The following is a 17,700-nucleotide window of genomic DNA, read 5'->3' as shown; positions in this document are numbered from 1 at the left end:
CAGGAAGTCGAAAAGCGGCCACTTTACCCAGCCCGCGCGCCGAAGGCAATCACGGACCGCGGCCGCGACGAGACGGTTTTCGCTTGGCGCTTTTGTCCTGAATTGATTCGGGTATACTGGCCAGCCTGTTGTACCCGCCCATGAGGAACCGCCTGTGTATAGCTTAACCATCGTCGCTGCTTCGGCTGTTGTCGCCCTGCTGGCCGGACTCGGTCTCGGCCTGTTGCTGGGACGTCGCGGTTCGGCCGAGGGCAAGAAGTACCGCGAGGTTGAGCGCAAGCTGGATCAGGTCATCCAGGACAAACGCGCCTACGAGGACGAGGTGGTGGACCACTTCGCGAAGACGGCGAAACTGCTGAACTCCCTCACCGACAGCTACCGCGACGTGCACAACCACCTGGCCACCGGCGCCGCGACCCTGTGCCAGGGCCAGGGCCCCATTTCCCTGGAGCGCCTGCAAAGCGCCGGCGACGACGCGGAAATTCCCTCCCACCTGGCGAATATCCAGCCTCCCCTCGATTACGCCCCCAAGTCCTCGCCCGAGGAAAAGGGCATGCTGAACGAGGAATTCGGCCTGGACCGGGAGCGCCCGGCCAAGCCCCAGCCGCAGGCGACCATCGAAGAAACCGAGAAAAGCTGACGCTCTACACCGGGTTGTCGATATCGATAAACCGGTGCTCGACATCGAAGCGCTCGGCCATGCAGGCCCCGACCGCCTGCACCCCGTAGCGCTCGGTGGCGTGGTGGCCGGCGGCGATAAACGCGATACCCTCCTCCCGCGCCGTGTGCACCGTCGGTTCCGAGACTTCGCCGGTGATATAGAGATCTGCTCCCGCGGCCAAGGCGGCATCGATATAACCCTGGGCGGCGCCCGTGCACCAGGCCACGCGCTGCACTTCGCGTTCGCCATCACCGACAAACAGCGGCTCGCGCCCGGTCAGCTCGCGCAACTGCGCCACCACCTGCGCCACCGTCCGCGGCGCTTCCAGGGTGGCCACGTTACCGACACCGTCGCTGCGGCCGGGGAACAGGGCTTCGCTCTCCTCGACACCCAGCAGGCGCCCAAGGCAGGCGTTGTTGCCGAGCTCGGGGTGGGCGTCCAGCGGCAGGTGGTAGGCCAGCAGGCTCACCTCGTTGGCCAGTAGCGCGGCCAGCCGGCGGCGCTTCATGCCCACCACCGGGGCCTCCTCCCCCTTCCAGAAGTAGCCGTGATGCACCAGGATCGCATCGGCGCCCCAGTCGATGGCGGCATCGAGCAGGGCCTGGCTGGCGGTCACCCCGGTGGCGAGGCGGCGCACGCTGGGCCGGCCCTCCACCTGGAGCCCGTTGGGACAGTAGTCGCGAAACAGTTGCGGCTGCAGCAGCCGGTCCAGTTCCAGTTGCAGTTCCCGCAGGGATACGGACATGGGATTTACCTCCAATTCATCGGCGCCGGATGGACATTCCCGCCACGGCGGACGGGACACTGAAAGCAGGCATCATATACAATGCAGCGGCTAACCTCACACGGCGGCGTTATGAGAGAAACCCTGAAATTCATCGCCTGGCCCGCGATTGCCGGGCTGTTCGCGGCTCTACTGATTCTGGACCGTTACGTACTGCCCGAGACCCGCGGGGTCGAGGCGGTGGCCCCCGCGTCCGTCAGTTACGCGGCCGCGGTGCGCAGCGCCAGCCCCGCGGTGGTGAATATCTATACCGCCCGCCTGGTCCCCGAACGTCGCCGGCCACTGCTGGAGAACATGTTTTCCAGTCGTTTCGCCCCGCCGCAGGAGCAGCGTCAACGCATCGAGCAGTCGCTGGGCTCCGGGGTCATCATGACCAGCGAGGGACACATTCTCACCAACAACCACGTGATCAGCGAAGTGGACGCCATCCAGGTGTTGCTGCACGACGGCCGCCTGGCCAAGGCGCGGGTCATTGGCACCGACCCCGCCACCGACCTCGCGGTGCTGAAGATCGACCTGCCCCACCTGCAACCGGTGGAGCTGGGCGACTCGGAGGACACCCGGGTGGGCGACGTGGTACTGGCCATCGGCAACCCCCTGGGCTTCGGCAATTCGGTGACCCAGGGCATCGTGTCGGCGCTGGGGCGCTGGGGGCTGCAGCGCAACACCTACGAGGACTACATCCAGACCGACGCCATCATTCACCTGGGCAACTCCGGCGGCGCGCTGGTGGACACCCGGGGGCGCCTGGTGGGCATCAATACCCTGATTTACACCGCGGGCGACCAGGGCCGCGCCACCTCGCCGACCGGTATCGGCATCAGCCTGGCGATCCCGGTCAACCTGGCGGTGTTCGTGATGCAGGACCTGATCGACTACGGCGAGGTGATCCGCGGCTGGCTGGGGGTCAGCGTGGAGCCGGTGCGGCGCATCGACAACGGCACGCCCATCGGGCAGGCGCTGGTGGTGGCGGCGATCACCGAGGACAGCCCGGCGCAGCGCGCCGGGGTGAAACTCGGGGATATCATCACCCACCTCGACGGCGAACCGATCCAGGACGGGCGCCAGACCATGCACCAGATCGCCATGCTGCGCCCCGGCGACGATATCGACGTGACGGTGCAGCGCGATCACCAGACCCTGGATTTACACGCGATCGTGGGGACCATGCGGCAGTCGCCGTCGATTTGACGGGAGCTGGCCGAATGAATTCGGCCCTACAGGGGGCGCCCCGGATCTTGTAGGGTCGAATTCATTCGACCAGGTTCCACCGCAGGCCGGATAGATAGCGACACGGGCCGTGTATCAAACAGCCCCGCCGGAATCGGACGCGTCCCGCAGCCGCATCTCCGCACTGCGCGCATGGGCGGTCAATTGCTCCCCCCGGGCCAGCACCGACGCCACCCGCCCCAGCTCCTGCACGCCCTGCTCGCTGCAGTAGATCAACGAGCTGCGCTTCTGGAAGTCGTAAACCCCCAGGGGCGAGGAGAAACGCGCGGTGCGCGCGGTGGGCAGGACATGGTTGGGGCCGGCGCAGTAATCGCCCAGGGTTTCGGTGGTGTAGGGTCCCATGAAAATGGCGCCGGCGTGGCGCACCCGCGGCAGCAACTGCTCCGGCTCGGCGACCGAGAGCTCCAGGTGCTCGGGCGCCAGGCGGTTGCTGATCGCCACGGCCTCTTCCAGGTCGCGGGTCAGCACCAGGGCGCCGCGCGCGGCCAGGGAGGCGCGAATGATCTCCGCGCGCTCCATGGTGGGCAGCAGGCGCTCGATGCTCTCGGCCACGGCCTCAAGGTAGTCCGGATCGGGGCACAGCAGGATGGACTGGGCGTTTTCGTCGTGCTCGGCCTGGGAAAACAGGTCCATGGCCACCCAGTCGGGATCGGTGCTGCCGTCGCAGATCACCAGGATCTCCGAGGGGCCGGCGATCATATCGATGCCCACGCGTCCGAACACCTGGCGCTTGGCGGTGGCCACATAGATATTGCCGGGGCCCACGATCTTGTCCACGGCGGGTACGGCCTCGGTGCCATGGGCCAGGGCCGCCACGGCCTGGGCGCCGCCGATGGTGAACACCCGGTCCACCCCCGCGATACGGGCCGCGGCCAGCACCATGTCGTTGAGTTCGCCCTTCGGCGCCGGCACCACCATCACGATTTCGTCGACGCCGGCCACCCGCGCGGGCAACGCGTTCATCAACACCGACGAGGGGTAGCTGGCCTTGCCGCCGGGCACGTAGATCCCGGCCCGCTCCAGCGGTGTGATCTGCTGGCCCAGGCGATTGCCCTGCTCGTCCCGGTAGTCCCAGCTCTGCTGGCGCTGCCGTTCGTGGTAGTCGCGCACCCGCTCCGCCGCGCGCTCCAGGGCGTCCCGTTGCGCGGGCGCGATCGCCGACAGGGCGGCGTCGAGACGATCGCCGGCGACTTCCAGTTCGCGGGCATCGGCCACCCGGTGGCCGTCAAAACGGGCGGTGTACTCCAGTACCGCGGCGTCACCGCGCCGGCGCACCCCGGCGATGATTTCCGCCACCGCGGCCTCGACCCCGGCGTCCAACTCCTCCTCCCAGGCGGTGAGCTGGCGGAGGGCGGCATCGAAGCCCGGGGCCCGGCTGTCCAGGCGACGCGGGCTCATGCCTCACCCGCCGCCGCGACCGCGGCGCCGACCCGGTCGACAATGGTTTGGATCGCGCCGTGGCTGGCGCGCATGGCAGCCTTGTTCACCACCAGGCGGGAGCTGATGGCGGCGATTTCCTCCAGCGGCTCCATGCCGTTGGCGCGCAGGGTGTTGCCGGTGTCTACGATGTCGACGATCAGGTCGGCCAGGTCCATCATCGGCGCCAGTTCCATGGCCCCGTAGAGCTTGATCACGTCGGCGTGCACTCCCTGGCGGGCAAAATACTGACGGGCGATATTGGCGAACTTGGTGGCGACCCGCACCCGCGCGCCACCCGGTCGCCAACCCACCGGCGCGGCCGTCATCAGGCGGCAGCGGGCGATGTTCAGGTCCAGGGGCTCGTACAGGCCCTCGGCGCCGTGCTCGAGCAGAATGTCCTTGCCCACCACGCCCAGGTCCGCCGCGCCGTGGCGTACATAGGTGGGCACGTCGGTGCCGCGGATGACCACCAGCCGCAGCCCGGGATGAGAGGTCTCGAACACCAGTTTGCGGCTGGTGGCCAGGTCCTCCAGCGGCTCGATGCCGGCACGGGCCAGCAGCGGCAGGGTTTCCTTGAGAATGCGACCCTTGGTCAACGCCAGGGTGAGCGGCTTGTCGATGGACATGGAATGGCCTTGGATTCAGTCGGGCAGGCGGCGGATATCCGCCCCCAGCTGTTGCAGTTTTTCCTCAATGCACTCGTAGCCGCGGTCGATGTGGTAGATACGATCGACCAGGGTTTCCCCTTCGGCTACCAGCCCGGCGATCACCAGGCTGGCGGAGGCGCGCAGGTCCGAGGCCATCACCGGCGCGCCCTCGAGGCGTTCCTGTCCGGTGATAATCGCGGTGTTGTGCTCGATGACGATATGGGCGCCCATGCGGTTCATTTCATGGGTCTGGATAAGGCGGTTCTCGAACACCGTCTCGATCACCGTGCTGGTGCCCTCGGCGATGGCGTTCATGGCGGTGAACTGGGCCTGCATGTCGGTGGGAAAACCCGGGTAGGGGGCGGTCTTGATGCTCACCGCCCGCGGCCGGCGGCCCTGCATGTCGAGCCGTATCCAGTCCTCTCCCACCTCAAGGTCGGCGCCGGCCTCCTCCAGCTTTTGCAGCACCACCTCGAGGCACTCGGGATCGGTGCCACGCAGGGTAATGCTGCCGCGGGTGGCGGCCGCCGCCACCAGGTAGGTGCCGGTTTCAATGCGGTCGGGCATCACGTCGTAGGTGCAGCCGTGCAGGGCTTCCACCCCGTCGATGACGATGGTGTCGGAGCCGTGGCCGCTGATTTTGGCGCCCATGGCGATCAGGCAGTGCGCCAAATCGACCACCTCGGGCTCCCGGGCGGCATTCTCGATCACCGTGCGCCCCTCCGCCAGGGTGGCGGCCATCATGATGTTCTCCGTGCCGCCCACGGTCACGGTCTCCATCAGGATGCGGGCGCCCTTCAGGCGACCCTCCACCTCGGCATTGATATAGCCGCCCTCCACGCTGATCCGGGCGCCCATGGCCTCCAGGCCCTTGAGGTGCAGGTCCACCGGGCGACTGCCAATGGCGCATCCACCGGGAAACGACACGTGGGCACGGCCGAAGCGGGCCACCATGGGGCCGAGCACCAGGATCGACGCGCGCATGGTCTTCACCAGCTCGTAGGGGGCCGAAAACTCGCTGATGCTTGCGGCGTTAACCTCGATGCTCAGTTTTTCGTCGACGGTCAACTCCACGCCCATGCAGCCCAGCAACTCGATCATGGTGGTGATGTCGTGCAGGTGGGGCAGGTTGCGGATGGTCACCGGCTCGTCGCTGAGCAGGGTTGCCGCGATGATGGGCAGGGCGGCGTTCTTGGCGCCGGAAATCCGCAACTCGCCGTGCAGCGCCCGGCCACCCTTGATCAATAATTTGTCCACACTGTCTCCGCTGTTTACATGACCATGCGATCGATATCCCTATCGACGGCAATGCGCGCCCTTGAAATGCGCGAGAAGATGCGCGGATCTTCTGGTATTTCAAGGACTTGCGCCGAGCAAGCCCGGCGGCGGCACGTCCCGGTGCCGCAATAGTCTCTCAGGCGAGGGAGCGCCATTGCTCCGGAGTGAAAGTGCGGATATTCACTGCGTGAATACTGCCGTCGGCGATCTGGTCGGACAGCGCGGCGTAGACCAGCTGCTGCTTCTTGACCGGGCGCATGCCCTCGAACACCTCGCCCACCACGGTGATATCGTAGCGGTTGCCCTCGCCTTCCACATGCACCTGGCACCCCTCGAGATGCGCTTCCAACAAGGCGGTTACGGTGGCCGCGTCCATAGTACTCTCCCAAAATGGCGGCCGGGCCCGCGATCTACCGGGGCCGGCGAAAAGCGCGCATTTTAGCAGGCTGCGGGAAAACAGCCACCGCGGGTCCCTGGCGAGGGCGCTGAAAATGCCTCAGGCGTCGATATCCACCGCCGACCAGTTATCGATGACCTTGTCCAGGTCGCCGTCGTACTTGCGCGCCGCGCTGGCGAACTGGCTGCGATAGATCTCCCCGAGATTGACGTTCTCGATAATCATGTTGCGCAGTTTCCAGCTGCCTTCCTTGTCGCGCCCCATCTGGTAAAGCACCACGTAGGGTTCCGCGCCCTCCTTGTAGATCAGCTGCTGTACCGAGGTCCGCCGCTCGTCGGCCTCGTCCCCTGACGGCTCGGTAAGGTCGATACGCGAACCGCCGAAGGCCAGCAGGCCCTTGCCGTAGGTGCGCACCATTACCTCGCGCATCTTCTCGGTGAAGCGGTCCAGCTGGCCCACCAATGCCTCACGCCCGGCCTGGTCCAGCGAGCGATAACGGGAACTGCTGGCATAGGGGCCCATGACGCCGCGGGCAAAACCGCGAAAATCGACCACCGGATCCAGAACGGACTCGAGTCCGGCATAGTACTCACTGCCGGTGTCGCCACCGTTCTCGCGCACCTCGGCCACCAGCTCCATGACGTCCCGCGTGGTGTCGCTGACCACCTCGTGGGCACTGCGCTGGTCGGGGCCTTCCTGCGCCACCGCGGCGGCCGCACTCACCGCCATCGCGGCCAAAATTGCGATCCATCGCATAAAAATCCATCCTGATCGATTCACTTCCTTTGCTCCTGGGGTAGTTCTCTGTAAGGTATTGACCTGCTGTACAATCCAGGCCAATCGGCCCCGTGCATTGGCAACGGGATATCCGACGGGTACAGCACTTGTGACCACGGTGGCGCCCTTACGGTTCCACGCCGCCGCGGGCGCGGATGTTTACCGGTGTCGACACGGCGCAACACCCACGGCATACCCGCGGCCCCTGGCTCTTCGGGCGCGGAACGCGGAGTTTACACTGTAACCATGAAACACGTCTTCCCCAGGAGCCCGGCCACCCCCCCGGCCGGGCCAGCCGCCACCGACCCCGCCCATACCGGGTTGCGGGAGCCCGCCGCTTCATGCTGCTAGCCGCCACCGCGATCCTGGTCGGCTTTGTCGTACTGATATGGAGCGCCGACCTGTTTGTGGCGGGGGCCGCGTCCATCGCCGAGAACATGGGCCTGTCGCCGGTGATTATCGGGCTCACCATCGTGTCGATCGGCACTTCGGCCCCGGAAATCCTGGTGTCGATCACCGCGACCCTGTCCGGCGCCGGGGAGCTGGCGATCGGCAATGCCATCGGCTCCAATATCGCCAATATCGGCCTGGTACTGGGGACCACCGTGCTGGTCGCGCCGATGTGCGTCCACCCGAGCTGTATTCGCAAGGAGCTGCCGGCCCTGCTGGTGGTCACCGCCGGCACGGGTCTGCTGATCCTCGACGGCGAGCTCTCGCGGCTGGACGGCGGCCTGATGATGGCCGCCCTGGCCTTCATCCTCTACCAGGTGGTGCGCAACCAGGACGAAGGCGCCAGCCTGCTGGAGGAAGCCGGTGGCGACGATGTACTGCCGCACCTGAATCCCCTTCGCGCCTGGCTGACCTTCGCCCTGGGCATGATCATGCTGATTGCCAGCTCGCGGGCGCTGGTCTGGGGGGCCACCGAAGTGGCGCTGTTCATGGGCGTGTCGCAATTGGTGATCGGCCTCACCATCGTGGCCATCGGCACCAGCCTGCCGGAACTGGCCGCCACCATCGCCAGCGCGCTGCGCGGCCACACCGAGATCGCCGTGGGCAACGTCATTGGCTCCAACCTCTTCAACCTGCTCGCGGTCATGTCCATCCCCGGCCTGATCCAGCCGGAGCTGCTCGACGCGCAGGTGCTGCCGCGGGACTACGCCACGATGAGCGCGATGACCGCAATGCTCGCCCTGGCCATCTACCTGGGCCGCCTGCGCAAACGGGCGCCGGCCGGCCATTCCTACATTGGCCGCTCCGCCGGCGTGCTGTTCGTGGCAATCTACGCCCTGTATTATTACTGGCTTTATCAAACCCGCTAGAGAACCACCGATGCCAGAGAATACGCCAAGCGCCTATCGCAGCTCCGCGCTGCGCACGGTAAAGATGGAGGCCGAAGCCGTCGCGGCGCTCGAGGCCCGTATCGACGGGGCTTTCGACCGCGCCTGCGAGCTGCTGTTGGCCACCCGCGGGCGGGTCATCGTCACCGGCATGGGCAAATCCGGCCACATCGCGCGTAAAATCGCCGCCACCCTCGCCAGCACCGGCACCCCGGCGCACTTCGTCCATCCCGGCGAGGCCAGCCACGGCGACATGGGCATGATCACCGCGGACGACTCGGTCATCGCCCTGTCCAACAGCGGCAATTCGCCGGAGATCATCACCCTGCTGCCGCTGCTCAAGCGCCTGGGCACCCCGCTGATCAGCATGACCGGCAATGCCGGCTCGCCCCTGGGCCAGGCCAGCGATGCGCACCTCGACACCGGGGTGGAAACCGAGGCCTGCCCCCTGGACCTGGCCCCCACCTCCAGCACCACCGCGGCGCTGGTCATGGGCGACGCCCTGGCCATCGCCCTGCTGGAGGCGCGCGGCTTCACCGCCGAGGACTTCGCCTTTTCCCATCCCGGCGGCACCCTGGGCAAAAAACTGCTGCTCAAGGTGGGGGATGTCATGCGCTCCGGGGACCGGGTCCCGCGGGTCGCCCTCGAGACACCCCTGGCGCAGGCCCTGCTGGAGATCAGCGACAAGGGCCTGGGCATGACCACGGTGATCGACGACGACGGCAAGCTGGCCGGCGTGTTCACCGACGGCGACCTGCGCCGCGCGATCGACCAGCGGGTGGACATCAACGACACCACCATCGCCCAGCTGATGACGCACGCGCCCAAGACTGTCACCGCCGGCATGCTGGCCGCCGAGGCCATGCGCATCATGGAAGAGAACCAGATCACCTCCCTGGTGGTGCTGGAGGATGACGAGGTCGTCGGCGTCATCCATCTGATGAGCCTGCTGCACGCGGGGATCACCTGAGATGAGCAACTCGCAAGACATGGCCCGCGCGGTGCGCCTGCTCGCCCTCGACGTGGACGGCGTGTTGACCGACGGCAGCATCTACTACGGCAACGACGGCGAGGAGCTCAAGGCCTTCAGCATCAAGGACGGACTGGGCATCAAGTTGTTGCAGCGCGCCGGCGTCGAGGTGGTTATAATCACCGGCCGGCAGTCGCGGATCGTGGCGCGACGAGCCGCCGAACTCGGTATCGCGGAGGTGATTCAGGGGCGCGAGGACAAACGCGTGGCCCTGGAGGAACTCTGCCGGCGCAAATCGCTCGAAATGACCGAGTGCGCCTACATGGGAGATGACCTCCCCGATCTCGGCGCGATTACCAGCGCGGGGCTGGGGATGACGGTCGCCGATGCCGCCGAGGCGGTGGCGAGCGCCGCGGATTGGCGCAGTCGCTACCCCGGCGGGCGTGGGGCCGTGCGTGAAGCCTGTGAATACCTGCTCGAGGCCCGCGGCCTGCGTGAAAAACTGGAGGCGGACTTTCGCTGATGCAAAAAACGGCGGTGCAGGTATTCGTGGCCATTACCCTGGTCCTGCTGGCCAGCTACTACTGGAGCCCCGGCGGCAGCCCGGACGCCGACCCGGCCACGGTGGCGAGGCGACAGGCGCTGGCGCAGACCTACCTGTACGATACCCGCAGTTGGGAGTACGACGAGGACGGCGCCCTGACCGAAGCGCTCGAGGCCAGCCGGGCGGAGTACTACGCCCGGCGCAAGGTGTCGGAGCTGACCCAGCCGCGCTTTTATTCCCACGACGGCAACGACCGCACCTGGTCCGCGTCGGCGGACCGTGGGATTTATAGACACCGCGCCGAGGTATTGCAATTGCGCAGCAGCGTCAACCTGAGCAATGACCAGACCGGCGGCGTATTGAACACCCAGGCGATGACACTGAACCTGAAAAACAACACCGCGACCTCGAAAGTGCCGGTCACCATCACCCAGGGGCCGAACACCATCCGCGCTGATGGCATGGAGGCCGACCTGAACCTGGAACGCATCGTAATGAAACCCAACGTCGAGAGTACCTATGTTGCGCCGCGCACCTGACCGCGAAGCGGCGACGCGGTGGCGGGCGCTGCCCCGGACCGCGCTGTTGTGCGCCCTGCTGCTGGCGAACGGCGGCGCGCAGGCCCTGCCCGAGGACCGCGCGCAACCGATCCAGATCAGCGCCGACCAGGCCCTGCGCGATGAGAAGCAGGGCTTCACGGTGTACCAGGGCAATGTGCGCATGCAGCAGGGCAGCCTGCAGATCGCCGCGCAGCGGGTCACCGTCTTCCACCAGGTCGAGGAGGCCGATCGCATCCTCGCCGAGGGCAGCCCCGCGCACATGCAGCAGCGGCCGGAACCGGACAAGGGGCTGATGCACGCCCGCGCCGAGACCATCGAGTACTTCAAGTCCGAGGAGAAGGTGCTGCTGCGCCGCAATGCCAGCATCGAGCGGGAAGACGGCTCCAAAGTCACCGGCGATTCGATCGAGTACCTGATCGACAAGCAGCAGATTCGCGCCAATTCCAGTCAGTCCGGCGGGGTTGTCGTGAATATTCCGGCGGAAACCGTCCAGGGCAAGGAAGACGCCGACCCCAACCAACCGGCGGAACAAGGCGAGACGGAACAAGAGGGCGAGCGTGGCGCACCTGACAGCCAGTAACCTCGCCAAGGCCTATCGCGGGCGCCAGGTGGTGCAGGACGTGTCCCTGCACCTGGACAGCGGCCAGATCGTCGGCCTGCTGGGCCCCAACGGGGCCGGCAAGACCACCTGTTTTTACATGATTGTCGGCATTATCCGCGCCGATAAAGGCCAGATCATGCTCAACGGCGAGGACATTACCCCGCTGCCCATGCACGAGCGCGCCCGCCGCGGTATCGGCTACCTGCCGCAGGAAGCGTCGATCTTCCGCAAGCTGTCGGTGGGCAACAATATCCTGTCGATTCTCGAAACCCGCCCGGATTTGAACCGCGCCCAGCGGCTGGAACGGCGCGACGCCCTGCTGGAGGAGTTCCACGTCAGTCACCTGCGCGACAGCCTCGGCCAGTCGCTGTCGGGGGGCGAGCGGCGCCGGGTGGAAATCGCCCGCGCCCTGGCCACCGAGCCCGACTTCATACTGCTGGACGAACCCTTTGCCGGCGTCGACCCCATTTCGGTGAACGACATCAAGCAGATCATCCGCCAGCTCCGGGACCGGGGCATCGGCGTGCTGATCACCGACCACAATGTCCGCGACACCCTGGACATCTGCGAGAACGCCTTCATCGTGGGCGAGGGGCATATCATCGCCGAGGGCGGCACCGAGGCCATCCTCGCCAACGACAACGTGCGCCGGGTCTATCTCGGGGACCAGTTCCGCCTGTAGGGCCGGATGCATCCGGTCGTTACGGGGTATTGGTCGAATGAATTCGACCCTGCATGGATAGGGCGCGGCTTGCGGCCGCTGCCCATTCGGGGCCCTGGAAGCAATTATCGAGCCAGCAGTTGCCATATTTCGGCGCCTGGCGCTACACTGGGTGCCCCTTTGCGGTGCGAGGGACTCGCCCGGTGGTATCCAATGTGCCCCAACTAGCATGAAACAGTCGTTACAGCTCAAACTCGGCCAACAGCTGACCATGACCCCCCAGCTGCAACAGGCTATTCGCCTGCTCCAGCTGAGCACCCTCGATCTGCAACAGGAAATACAACAGGCGCTGGACAGCAATCCGCTACTGGAAATGGCGGAGGACGAGATCGACACCGCCGTGCAGCAGGACAACGACCTCCGGCACCAGGAGAACAAGGCCGACAGCGGCGATGGCCCACTGGAAAGTCTCGAGCGCACGGCCAGCGACAGCGGCGGGGACAGCCAGGAGTGGGAGGCCTCGATGCCCGAGGATCTCCCGGTCGACACCCAGTGGGAGGACCTAATGCCCTCCTCCGCCGCGCCGACCGGCCCCGCCGATGACGCCGTCGACAGCGACTACGATTCGCGCAGCGCCGGCTCGGAGTCCCTGCAGGATCAGCTGCGCTGGCAACTCAACCTCACCCGCCTGTCCGATATCGATCGCGTGATCGCGCTGGCGATCATCGACGCCACCGATCACAGCGGCCGGCTGACCGCCAGCGTCGAGGAAATCCTGGAAGCCCTGACCCCCGAGCTGGACATTGAACTCGACGAGGTGGTGGCCGTGTTGCACTGCCTGCAGCAGTTCGAGCCCGCCGGGGTCTGCACCCGCGACCTGCAGGAATGCCTGCTGGTGCAGCTGGCGCAGAAACCGGCCGGCACACCCCACCTCGAGCAGGCCCGCACCATTCTCAGCCGCCATATGAACCAGCTGGGCGCCGGCGACTACAACCAGATCATGCGCCGCGCGCGCCTGCCCGAGTCCGAACTGCGCGCCGCGCTGGAGCTGATCCGCACGCTCGACCCCAATCCCGGGCTTAGCGTGGAGGCCGACGATACGGAGTACGTGGTACCCGATGTGTTCGTCGCCAAGAAAAACGACCGCTGGGTGGTGGAGCTGAACCCGGATATCGCGCCGCGCTTGCGTATCAATAGCGACTATGCAAGCCTGATCAAGCGGGCCGACAACAGCGCCGACAACACCTTCCTCAAGGACAACCTGCAGGAAGCGCGCTGGTTCCTGAAAAGCCTGCAGAGCCGCAACGAAACCCTGATGAAGGTGGCCAGCAAGATCGTCGAACACCAGCGCAATTTCCTCGAATACGGCGAGGAAGCCATGAAACCCCTGGTACTGCACGACATCGCCGAGGCGGTGGACATGCACGAGTCCACCATCTCCCGCGTCACCACGCGCAAGTACATGCACACGCCCCGGGGCATTTTCGAGTTGAAGTACTTTTTCTCCAGCCATGTGGGCACCGCCGGCGGCGGGGAGTGCTCCTCCACCGCGATCCGGGCTTTGATCAAGAAGCTGGTGGCGGCGGAAAATCCGCGCAAGCCCCTGAGCGACAACAAAATCACCCAACTGCTCGAGGAGCAGGGCATCCAGGTGGCGCGGCGCACGGTCGCCAAGTACCGCGACACCCTGTTTATTCCCCCCTCGAACGAGCGCAAGAGATTGGTCTAGACTGAAATTTGGGCGGCTGTTTGCCCTGCCGCCCCGTATCGGGCCCGCCCGATTCATCCACAAGAAGGAGTCAGTTATGCAACTGAATGTCAGCGGTCACCATGTAGAAGTCACAACCCCGCTCCGGGATTACGTGGAAAGCAAATTCGAGCGCCTGCAACGACATTTTGACCAGATTACCAACACCGAGGTGACTCTCGTGGTGGAAAAGTTAATCCAAAAAGCGGAAGCTACCGTGCACATATCCGGTGCCGACATCTTCGCGGCGGCGGAGTCCGAGGACATGTACGCCGCCATCGACGCCCTGGCAGACAAGCTCGACCGCCAGTTGATCAAACACAAGGAAAAAGCACGAGGCCACTGACTCATTCATCATGCAAACCCTGAGTGACATTCTGACCCCCGGGCGCACGGTCTGCCGCGCCACCGGGGGCAGCAAAAAAAGACTGTTCGAAACCATCGCCCGACTCATCAGCGAAGACCAGCAAGCCCTCTCCTACACCGAGGTATTCACCCAACTCATCGCCCGTGAACGCCTGGGCAGCACCGGCCTGGGCAAGGGCATCGCCATCCCCCACTGCCGTATCGACAACTGCCCCCGTCCGCTCGGCAGCCTGCTGACGCTGGAGGAAGCGATCGACTTCGAGGCACCCGACGGCGAGCCAGTGGACCTGCTGTTCGTATTGCTGGTGCCCGAGGAGGCGCAACAGGTGCACCTGGACATCCTGTCACACATCGCCGGCCTCTTCCGGCAGGACGCCTTCTGCCAGTCTTTGAGACAGGCCGAGGACGCAGCCGCCCTGTACGCAACCGCCACAACCTGGACGAACTAGGAGAGAGCGCTATGGAACTGGTGATCATCAGCGGCCGCTCGGGCTCCGGCAAGAGCACGGCACTGCACCAGTTGGAAGACGAGGGCTACTACTGTATCGACAACCTTCCGGTGGCCCTGCTACCGGCACTGGTGGAAGAGACCAATCGCGAGGAGTTCGCCCTCTTTCGCGGCGCCGCGGTGTGTATCGACGCGCGCAACGCCTGGAAAGACCTGCAGAATTTCAACGCCATTATCGAGTCCCTGCCCAGCGGCATCGAAACCCGTATCCTGTTCCTCGACGCCCAGGACTCGGCACTGATCAAGCGCTTCAGTGAAACCCGGCGCAGGCACCCCCTGAGCGCCGGCAACATGCCCCTCGCCGAGGCCATCGAACGGGAGCGTGAACTGCTCGAAGCGATCGCCACCGACGCCACGCTGGTGCTGGATACCAGCCAGCTCACCATCTACGAGCTGCGCGACGCCATCAAGCAGCGCCTGCTGGGCACCAGCGGCGGCAGCATGTCGCTACTCATCCAGTCTTTCGGTTTCAAGCGCGGGGTACCGGCGGACGCCGACCTGGTGTTCGACGTGCGGATGCTACCCAACCCCCACTGGGTCAAGGAGCTGCGCATGCAAAGCGGCCTGGACGCGCCGGTGCGGGCATTTCTCGAGGAACAGCCGCAAACCAACGCGCTGTACGACAGCATCTGCGCCTACCTGGATCGCTGGCTGCCCGACTACGCCGAGAGCAATCGCAGCTATATGACCATTGCCGTGGGTTGTACCGGCGGGCAACATCGTTCAGTATACCTTGCGGATCGGCTGTACCAGCATTACCGGCAGCAGTTCCCGCAGGTTCATCTCCGGCACAGGGAACTGCAATAGCAGCACACAACGTGATCCAGACCCAGGTTACCATCGTTAACAAGCTCGGCCTGCACGCCCGGGCCGCCGCCAAGTTCGTCGGCTGCGCGGCGTCGTTCTCCAGCACGGTCCAGGCCGGCAAGGACGGCAGCCTGGTGGACGGCAAAAGCATCATGTCGGTGATGATGCTCGCCGCCGGCAAGGGCACGGTACTCGACCTGCACATCGAGGGCGAGGACGAACAGGACGCCCTGGATGCGCTCACCGCCCTGATCGCCAACCGCTTCGACGAGCCCGAGTAACCCAGGTCCCGCCGGGTAAAATTCCCGCCACTGCAAGGCGGCGGCAAGTAATCGCGGTAACCTTCCACATTGTTGTAGTCACGGCTTTCCCGGATAATTAGCCTGCGTCCGGCACTTCAGCCGCGCTCGCGCAAGGGAGAGCATCCATGGCCCAGACGAAGACGCCCAAATCCCAGCAAAAACTCGACCGACTGTCGACTGCGCTGGAAAGCGGGACCTTCGTCGACGTCAAGCGCATGCTCAACGGGCTGTCCCCCGGCGACGTCGCCCACCTGCTCGAATCCTCGCCCCCGCGGTTCCGCCATATCCTGTGGCAGATGGTGGACATCGACAGCGAAGGCGATGTCATCAACGAGCTCTCGGACGAGCTCCGCACCCACTTCCTGAGTGACATGGACGCCGCCGAGGTGGCGCAGATCACCGGGCACCTGGACGACGACGACGTCGCCGACATCCTGCAACAGTTGCCAGACCGGGTGACCCGTGAAGTCCTGGACTCCATGGACCACCAGGACCGGGCGCGCCTGGAGCAGGTACTGCACTACCCGGACGACACCGCCGGCGGCCTGATGAATACCGACACCATCACCATCCGGGCGCGCCTGACCCTGGATGTGGTGTTGCGTTACCTGCGTCGGCACGAGGAAATTCCGCCGATGACCGACAGCCTGATCGTGGTCAATCGCGACGACCGCTTTATCGGGCTGCTGCCGCTGCGCACCCTGCTGGTCTCCGATCCCTCGGCCACCGTGCGGGAGATGATGGACACCGAGGTCGAACCCATCCCCGCCTACATGCCCGACGACGAGGTGGCGCGCCTGTTCGAGCGCAACGACTGGGTGTCTGCGCCGGTGGTGGACGAGGAAGGCAAACTGCTCGGCCGGATCACCATCGACGACGTGGTGGACGTGATCCGCGAGGACGCCGACCACTCCCTGACCTCGATGGCCGGCCTGGAAGAGGATGTCGACACCTTCGCGCCGGTGTTTCGCACCGCCTCGCGCCGGGCCGTGTGGCTGGGCATCAACCTGGTCACCGCCTTTGTCGCCGCCTCGGTCATCAACCTGTTCCAGGGCACCATCGAAAAGGTGGTGGCCCTGGCGGTGCTGATGCCGATCGTCGCGTCCATGGGCGGCATCGCCGGCACCCAGACGCTAACGGTCCTGGTGCGCGGCATGGCCATGGGCCAGGTCACCCGCAGCAACGGTGGCTGGCTGATCAACCGGGAACTGGGGGTCGGCCTGCTCAACGGCCTGTTGTGGGCCGCGGTGGTGGCGGTCGCCTCTTCACTGTGGTTTGATGACTGGAATATCGGCATGATCATCGCCGCGGCGATGGTCATCAACCTGCTGACCGCCTCCTTTACCGGGGCGGCGCTGCCGCTGCTGATGAAGCGTATCAACATCGACCCCGCCCTGGCCGGCGGGGTGGTACTGACCACGGTAACCGACGTGGTGGGATTTGTGTCCTTTCTGGGACTGGCGACCTGGTTTTATGCCTGACGACGATTTCGAACAATACAGCGGCGCCGACGACGGCGAGGCCCCCAGCAAAAGCGCGATGAAGCGGCGCATGACCGCGCTGCAGGAGCTGGGCGAGACCCTGACGCGGCTCAGCGACCGCCAGCTCGAGAAAATTCCCCTGGAACACGCGCAGCTGCGCCAGGCCATTGTCGAGGCCCGCGGCATCCAGTCCAACAGCGCGCGGCGCCGGCATATGCAGTACATCGGCAAACTGATGCGCACCATCGATCCCGAACCCATCGAGCGGGCGCTGGACAACCTCTACCGCGAGCAGCGCGAAAACGCCGACCGCTTCCATCAACTGGAGCAGTTGCGCGACGAGGTACTGTCCCAGGGCTTGAAGGGGATCGAGCAGGTGCTGTCCCGCTGGCCGGCGGCGGACCGGCAACACCTGCGCCAACTGGTGCTGCAACACCAGCGCGAGGCCGCGCGGGGCAAGCCGCCCGCGGCCAGTCGCAAGCTGTTCCGCTACCTGCGGGAGCTGCAGGAGAACACACCGTAGGGCGGAGGGCCTGGTATTTGGTCGAATGAATTCGACCCTACAGGGGAGGAGTTTTGACGCTGTGGGGGCGGTTTCAGTCGGTTGGGGGTGGTACTTGGTC

General features: G+C 65.6%; 21 protein-coding genes. 15 read left to right on the top strand and 6 right to left on the bottom strand.

All coding sequences use genetic code 11. From position 1 onward, the window contains the following. Nucleotides 1-154: 154 nt before the first annotated feature. Nucleotides 155-640, top strand: a complete 486-nt coding sequence (locus JYP50_RS02060; RefSeq protein ID WP_206558784.1) for a ZapG family protein — start codon at nt 155-157, stop codon at nt 638-640. A gap of 4 nt (nt 641-644) precedes the next feature. Here the strand turns inward: JYP50_RS02060 and JYP50_RS02055 are convergent, their stop codons facing one another. Further along, nucleotides 645-1,406, bottom strand: coding sequence for a Nif3-like dinuclear metal center hexameric protein (locus JYP50_RS02055; protein WP_206558783.1), 762 nt, complete (start codon nt 1,404-1,406; stop codon nt 645-647). A 111-nt stretch (nt 1,407-1,517) separates the two neighbouring features. On the opposite strand from JYP50_RS02055, the gene JYP50_RS02050 reads away from it, so the two are divergent. Further along, on the top strand, nt 1,518-2,636 hold the full coding sequence (locus JYP50_RS02050) for a S1C family serine protease (RefSeq protein WP_206558782.1): 1,119 nt from the start codon (nt 1,518-1,520) through the stop codon (nt 2,634-2,636). 114 nt (nt 2,637-2,750) lie between these two features. Here JYP50_RS02050 and hisD read toward each other — a convergent pair whose 3' ends face one another. The 5 genes from hisD to JYP50_RS02025 form a co-directional block, all read right to left on the bottom strand. Beyond that, the gene (gene hisD / locus JYP50_RS02045; RefSeq protein ID WP_206558781.1) at nt 2,751-4,073 is read right to left on the bottom strand and encodes a histidinol dehydrogenase; all 1,323 of its coding nucleotides are present in this window, start codon (nt 4,071-4,073) and stop codon (nt 2,751-2,753) included. Then, nucleotides 4,070-4,720: an ATP phosphoribosyltransferase gene (gene hisG / locus JYP50_RS02040; protein ID WP_206558780.1), complete on the bottom strand. Its 651-nt coding sequence runs from the start codon at nt 4,718-4,720 to the stop codon at nt 4,070-4,072. Before hisG ends, hisD begins: the two co-directional genes overlap by 4 nt. Nucleotides 4,721-4,735: 15 nt before the next feature. Beyond that, nucleotides 4,736-5,998 (bottom strand): UDP-N-acetylglucosamine 1-carboxyvinyltransferase, encoded by a 1,263-nt coding sequence (gene murA, locus JYP50_RS02035; RefSeq protein WP_206558779.1) that lies wholly within the window; start codon nt 5,996-5,998, stop codon nt 4,736-4,738. A gap of 157 nt (nt 5,999-6,155) precedes the next feature. Beyond that, nucleotides 6,156-6,395 (bottom strand): BolA family protein, encoded by a 240-nt coding sequence (locus JYP50_RS02030; protein ID WP_206558778.1) that lies wholly within the window; start codon nt 6,393-6,395, stop codon nt 6,156-6,158. A gap of 120 nt (nt 6,396-6,515) precedes the next feature. After that, a complete protein-coding gene (locus JYP50_RS02025; protein ID WP_206558777.1) occupies nt 6,516-7,172 on the bottom strand; it encodes an MlaC/ttg2D family ABC transporter substrate-binding protein in 657 nt (218 codons plus the stop codon). A gap of 362 nt (nt 7,173-7,534) precedes the next feature. Here JYP50_RS02025 and JYP50_RS02020 point away from each other — a divergent pair, with 362 nt between their 5' ends. The 13 genes from JYP50_RS02020 (at nt 7,535) to yjgA (ending at nt 17,600) form a co-directional block, all read left to right on the top strand. Beyond that, on the top strand, nt 7,535-8,512 hold the full coding sequence (locus tag JYP50_RS02020; protein ID WP_206558776.1) for a calcium/sodium antiporter: 978 nt from the start codon (nt 7,535-7,537) through the stop codon (nt 8,510-8,512). A gap of 10 nt (nt 8,513-8,522) precedes the next feature. Further along, the gene (locus tag JYP50_RS02015) at nt 8,523-9,500 is read left to right on the top strand and encodes a KpsF/GutQ family sugar-phosphate isomerase (protein WP_206558775.1); all 978 of its coding nucleotides are present in this window, start codon (nt 8,523-8,525) and stop codon (nt 9,498-9,500) included. Between the two features lies 1 nt (nt 9,501). After that, complete coding sequence (locus JYP50_RS02010; RefSeq protein ID WP_206558774.1) at nt 9,502-10,023, top strand: KdsC family phosphatase; 522 nt, start codon at nt 9,502-9,504, stop codon at nt 10,021-10,023. Then, nucleotides 10,023-10,583, top strand: coding sequence for an LPS export ABC transporter periplasmic protein LptC (gene lptC / locus JYP50_RS02005; RefSeq protein ID WP_206558773.1), 561 nt, complete (start codon nt 10,023-10,025; stop codon nt 10,581-10,583). Before JYP50_RS02010 ends, lptC begins: the two co-directional genes overlap by 1 nt. Beyond that, nucleotides 10,564-11,184: a lipopolysaccharide transport periplasmic protein LptA gene (gene lptA / locus JYP50_RS02000; RefSeq protein WP_206558772.1), complete on the top strand. Its 621-nt coding sequence runs from the start codon at nt 10,564-10,566 to the stop codon at nt 11,182-11,184. The genes lptC and lptA overlap by 20 nt, the downstream gene beginning before the upstream one ends. Next, on the top strand, nt 11,162-11,887 hold the full coding sequence (gene lptB, locus JYP50_RS01995; RefSeq protein WP_206558771.1) for an LPS export ABC transporter ATP-binding protein: 726 nt from the start codon (nt 11,162-11,164) through the stop codon (nt 11,885-11,887). The genes lptA and lptB overlap by 23 nt, the downstream gene beginning before the upstream one ends. A 208-nt stretch (nt 11,888-12,095) precedes the next feature. Then, nucleotides 12,096-13,595: an RNA polymerase factor sigma-54 gene (locus tag JYP50_RS01990; protein ID WP_206558770.1), complete on the top strand. Its 1,500-nt coding sequence runs from the start codon at nt 12,096-12,098 to the stop codon at nt 13,593-13,595. Nucleotides 13,596-13,671: 76 nt separating this feature from the next. Continuing rightward, nucleotides 13,672-13,959 (top strand): ribosome hibernation-promoting factor, HPF/YfiA family, encoded by a 288-nt coding sequence (gene hpf / locus JYP50_RS01985; protein WP_206558769.1) that lies wholly within the window; start codon nt 13,672-13,674, stop codon nt 13,957-13,959. Nucleotides 13,960-13,969: 10 nt separating this feature from the next. After that, nucleotides 13,970-14,428, top strand: coding sequence for a PTS IIA-like nitrogen regulatory protein PtsN (gene ptsN / locus JYP50_RS01980; RefSeq protein ID WP_206558768.1), 459 nt, complete (start codon nt 13,970-13,972; stop codon nt 14,426-14,428). An 11-nt stretch (nt 14,429-14,439) separates the two neighbouring features. Then, complete coding sequence (gene rapZ, locus JYP50_RS01975; protein ID WP_206558767.1) at nt 14,440-15,294, top strand: RNase adapter RapZ; 855 nt, start codon at nt 14,440-14,442, stop codon at nt 15,292-15,294. An 11-nt stretch (nt 15,295-15,305) separates the two neighbouring features. Continuing rightward, nucleotides 15,306-15,575 (top strand): HPr family phosphocarrier protein, encoded by a 270-nt coding sequence (locus JYP50_RS01970; protein ID WP_206558766.1) that lies wholly within the window; start codon nt 15,306-15,308, stop codon nt 15,573-15,575. 146 nt (nt 15,576-15,721) lie between these two features. Then, complete coding sequence (mgtE, locus tag JYP50_RS01965) at nt 15,722-17,077, top strand: magnesium transporter (RefSeq protein ID WP_206558765.1); 1,356 nt, start codon at nt 15,722-15,724, stop codon at nt 17,075-17,077. After that, nucleotides 17,070-17,600, top strand: a complete 531-nt coding sequence (gene yjgA, locus JYP50_RS01960; protein WP_206558764.1) for a ribosome biogenesis factor YjgA — start codon at nt 17,070-17,072, stop codon at nt 17,598-17,600. Before mgtE ends, yjgA begins: the two co-directional genes overlap by 8 nt. The last annotated feature ends 100 nt before the right edge of the window (nt 17,601-17,700 follow it).

The organism is Parahaliea mediterranea, assembly GCF_017255185.1.
Lineage (GTDB): Bacteria > Pseudomonadota > Gammaproteobacteria > Pseudomonadales > Halieaceae > JAFKCZ01.
This window is presented reverse-complemented; position numbering and strand designations above follow the sequence as displayed.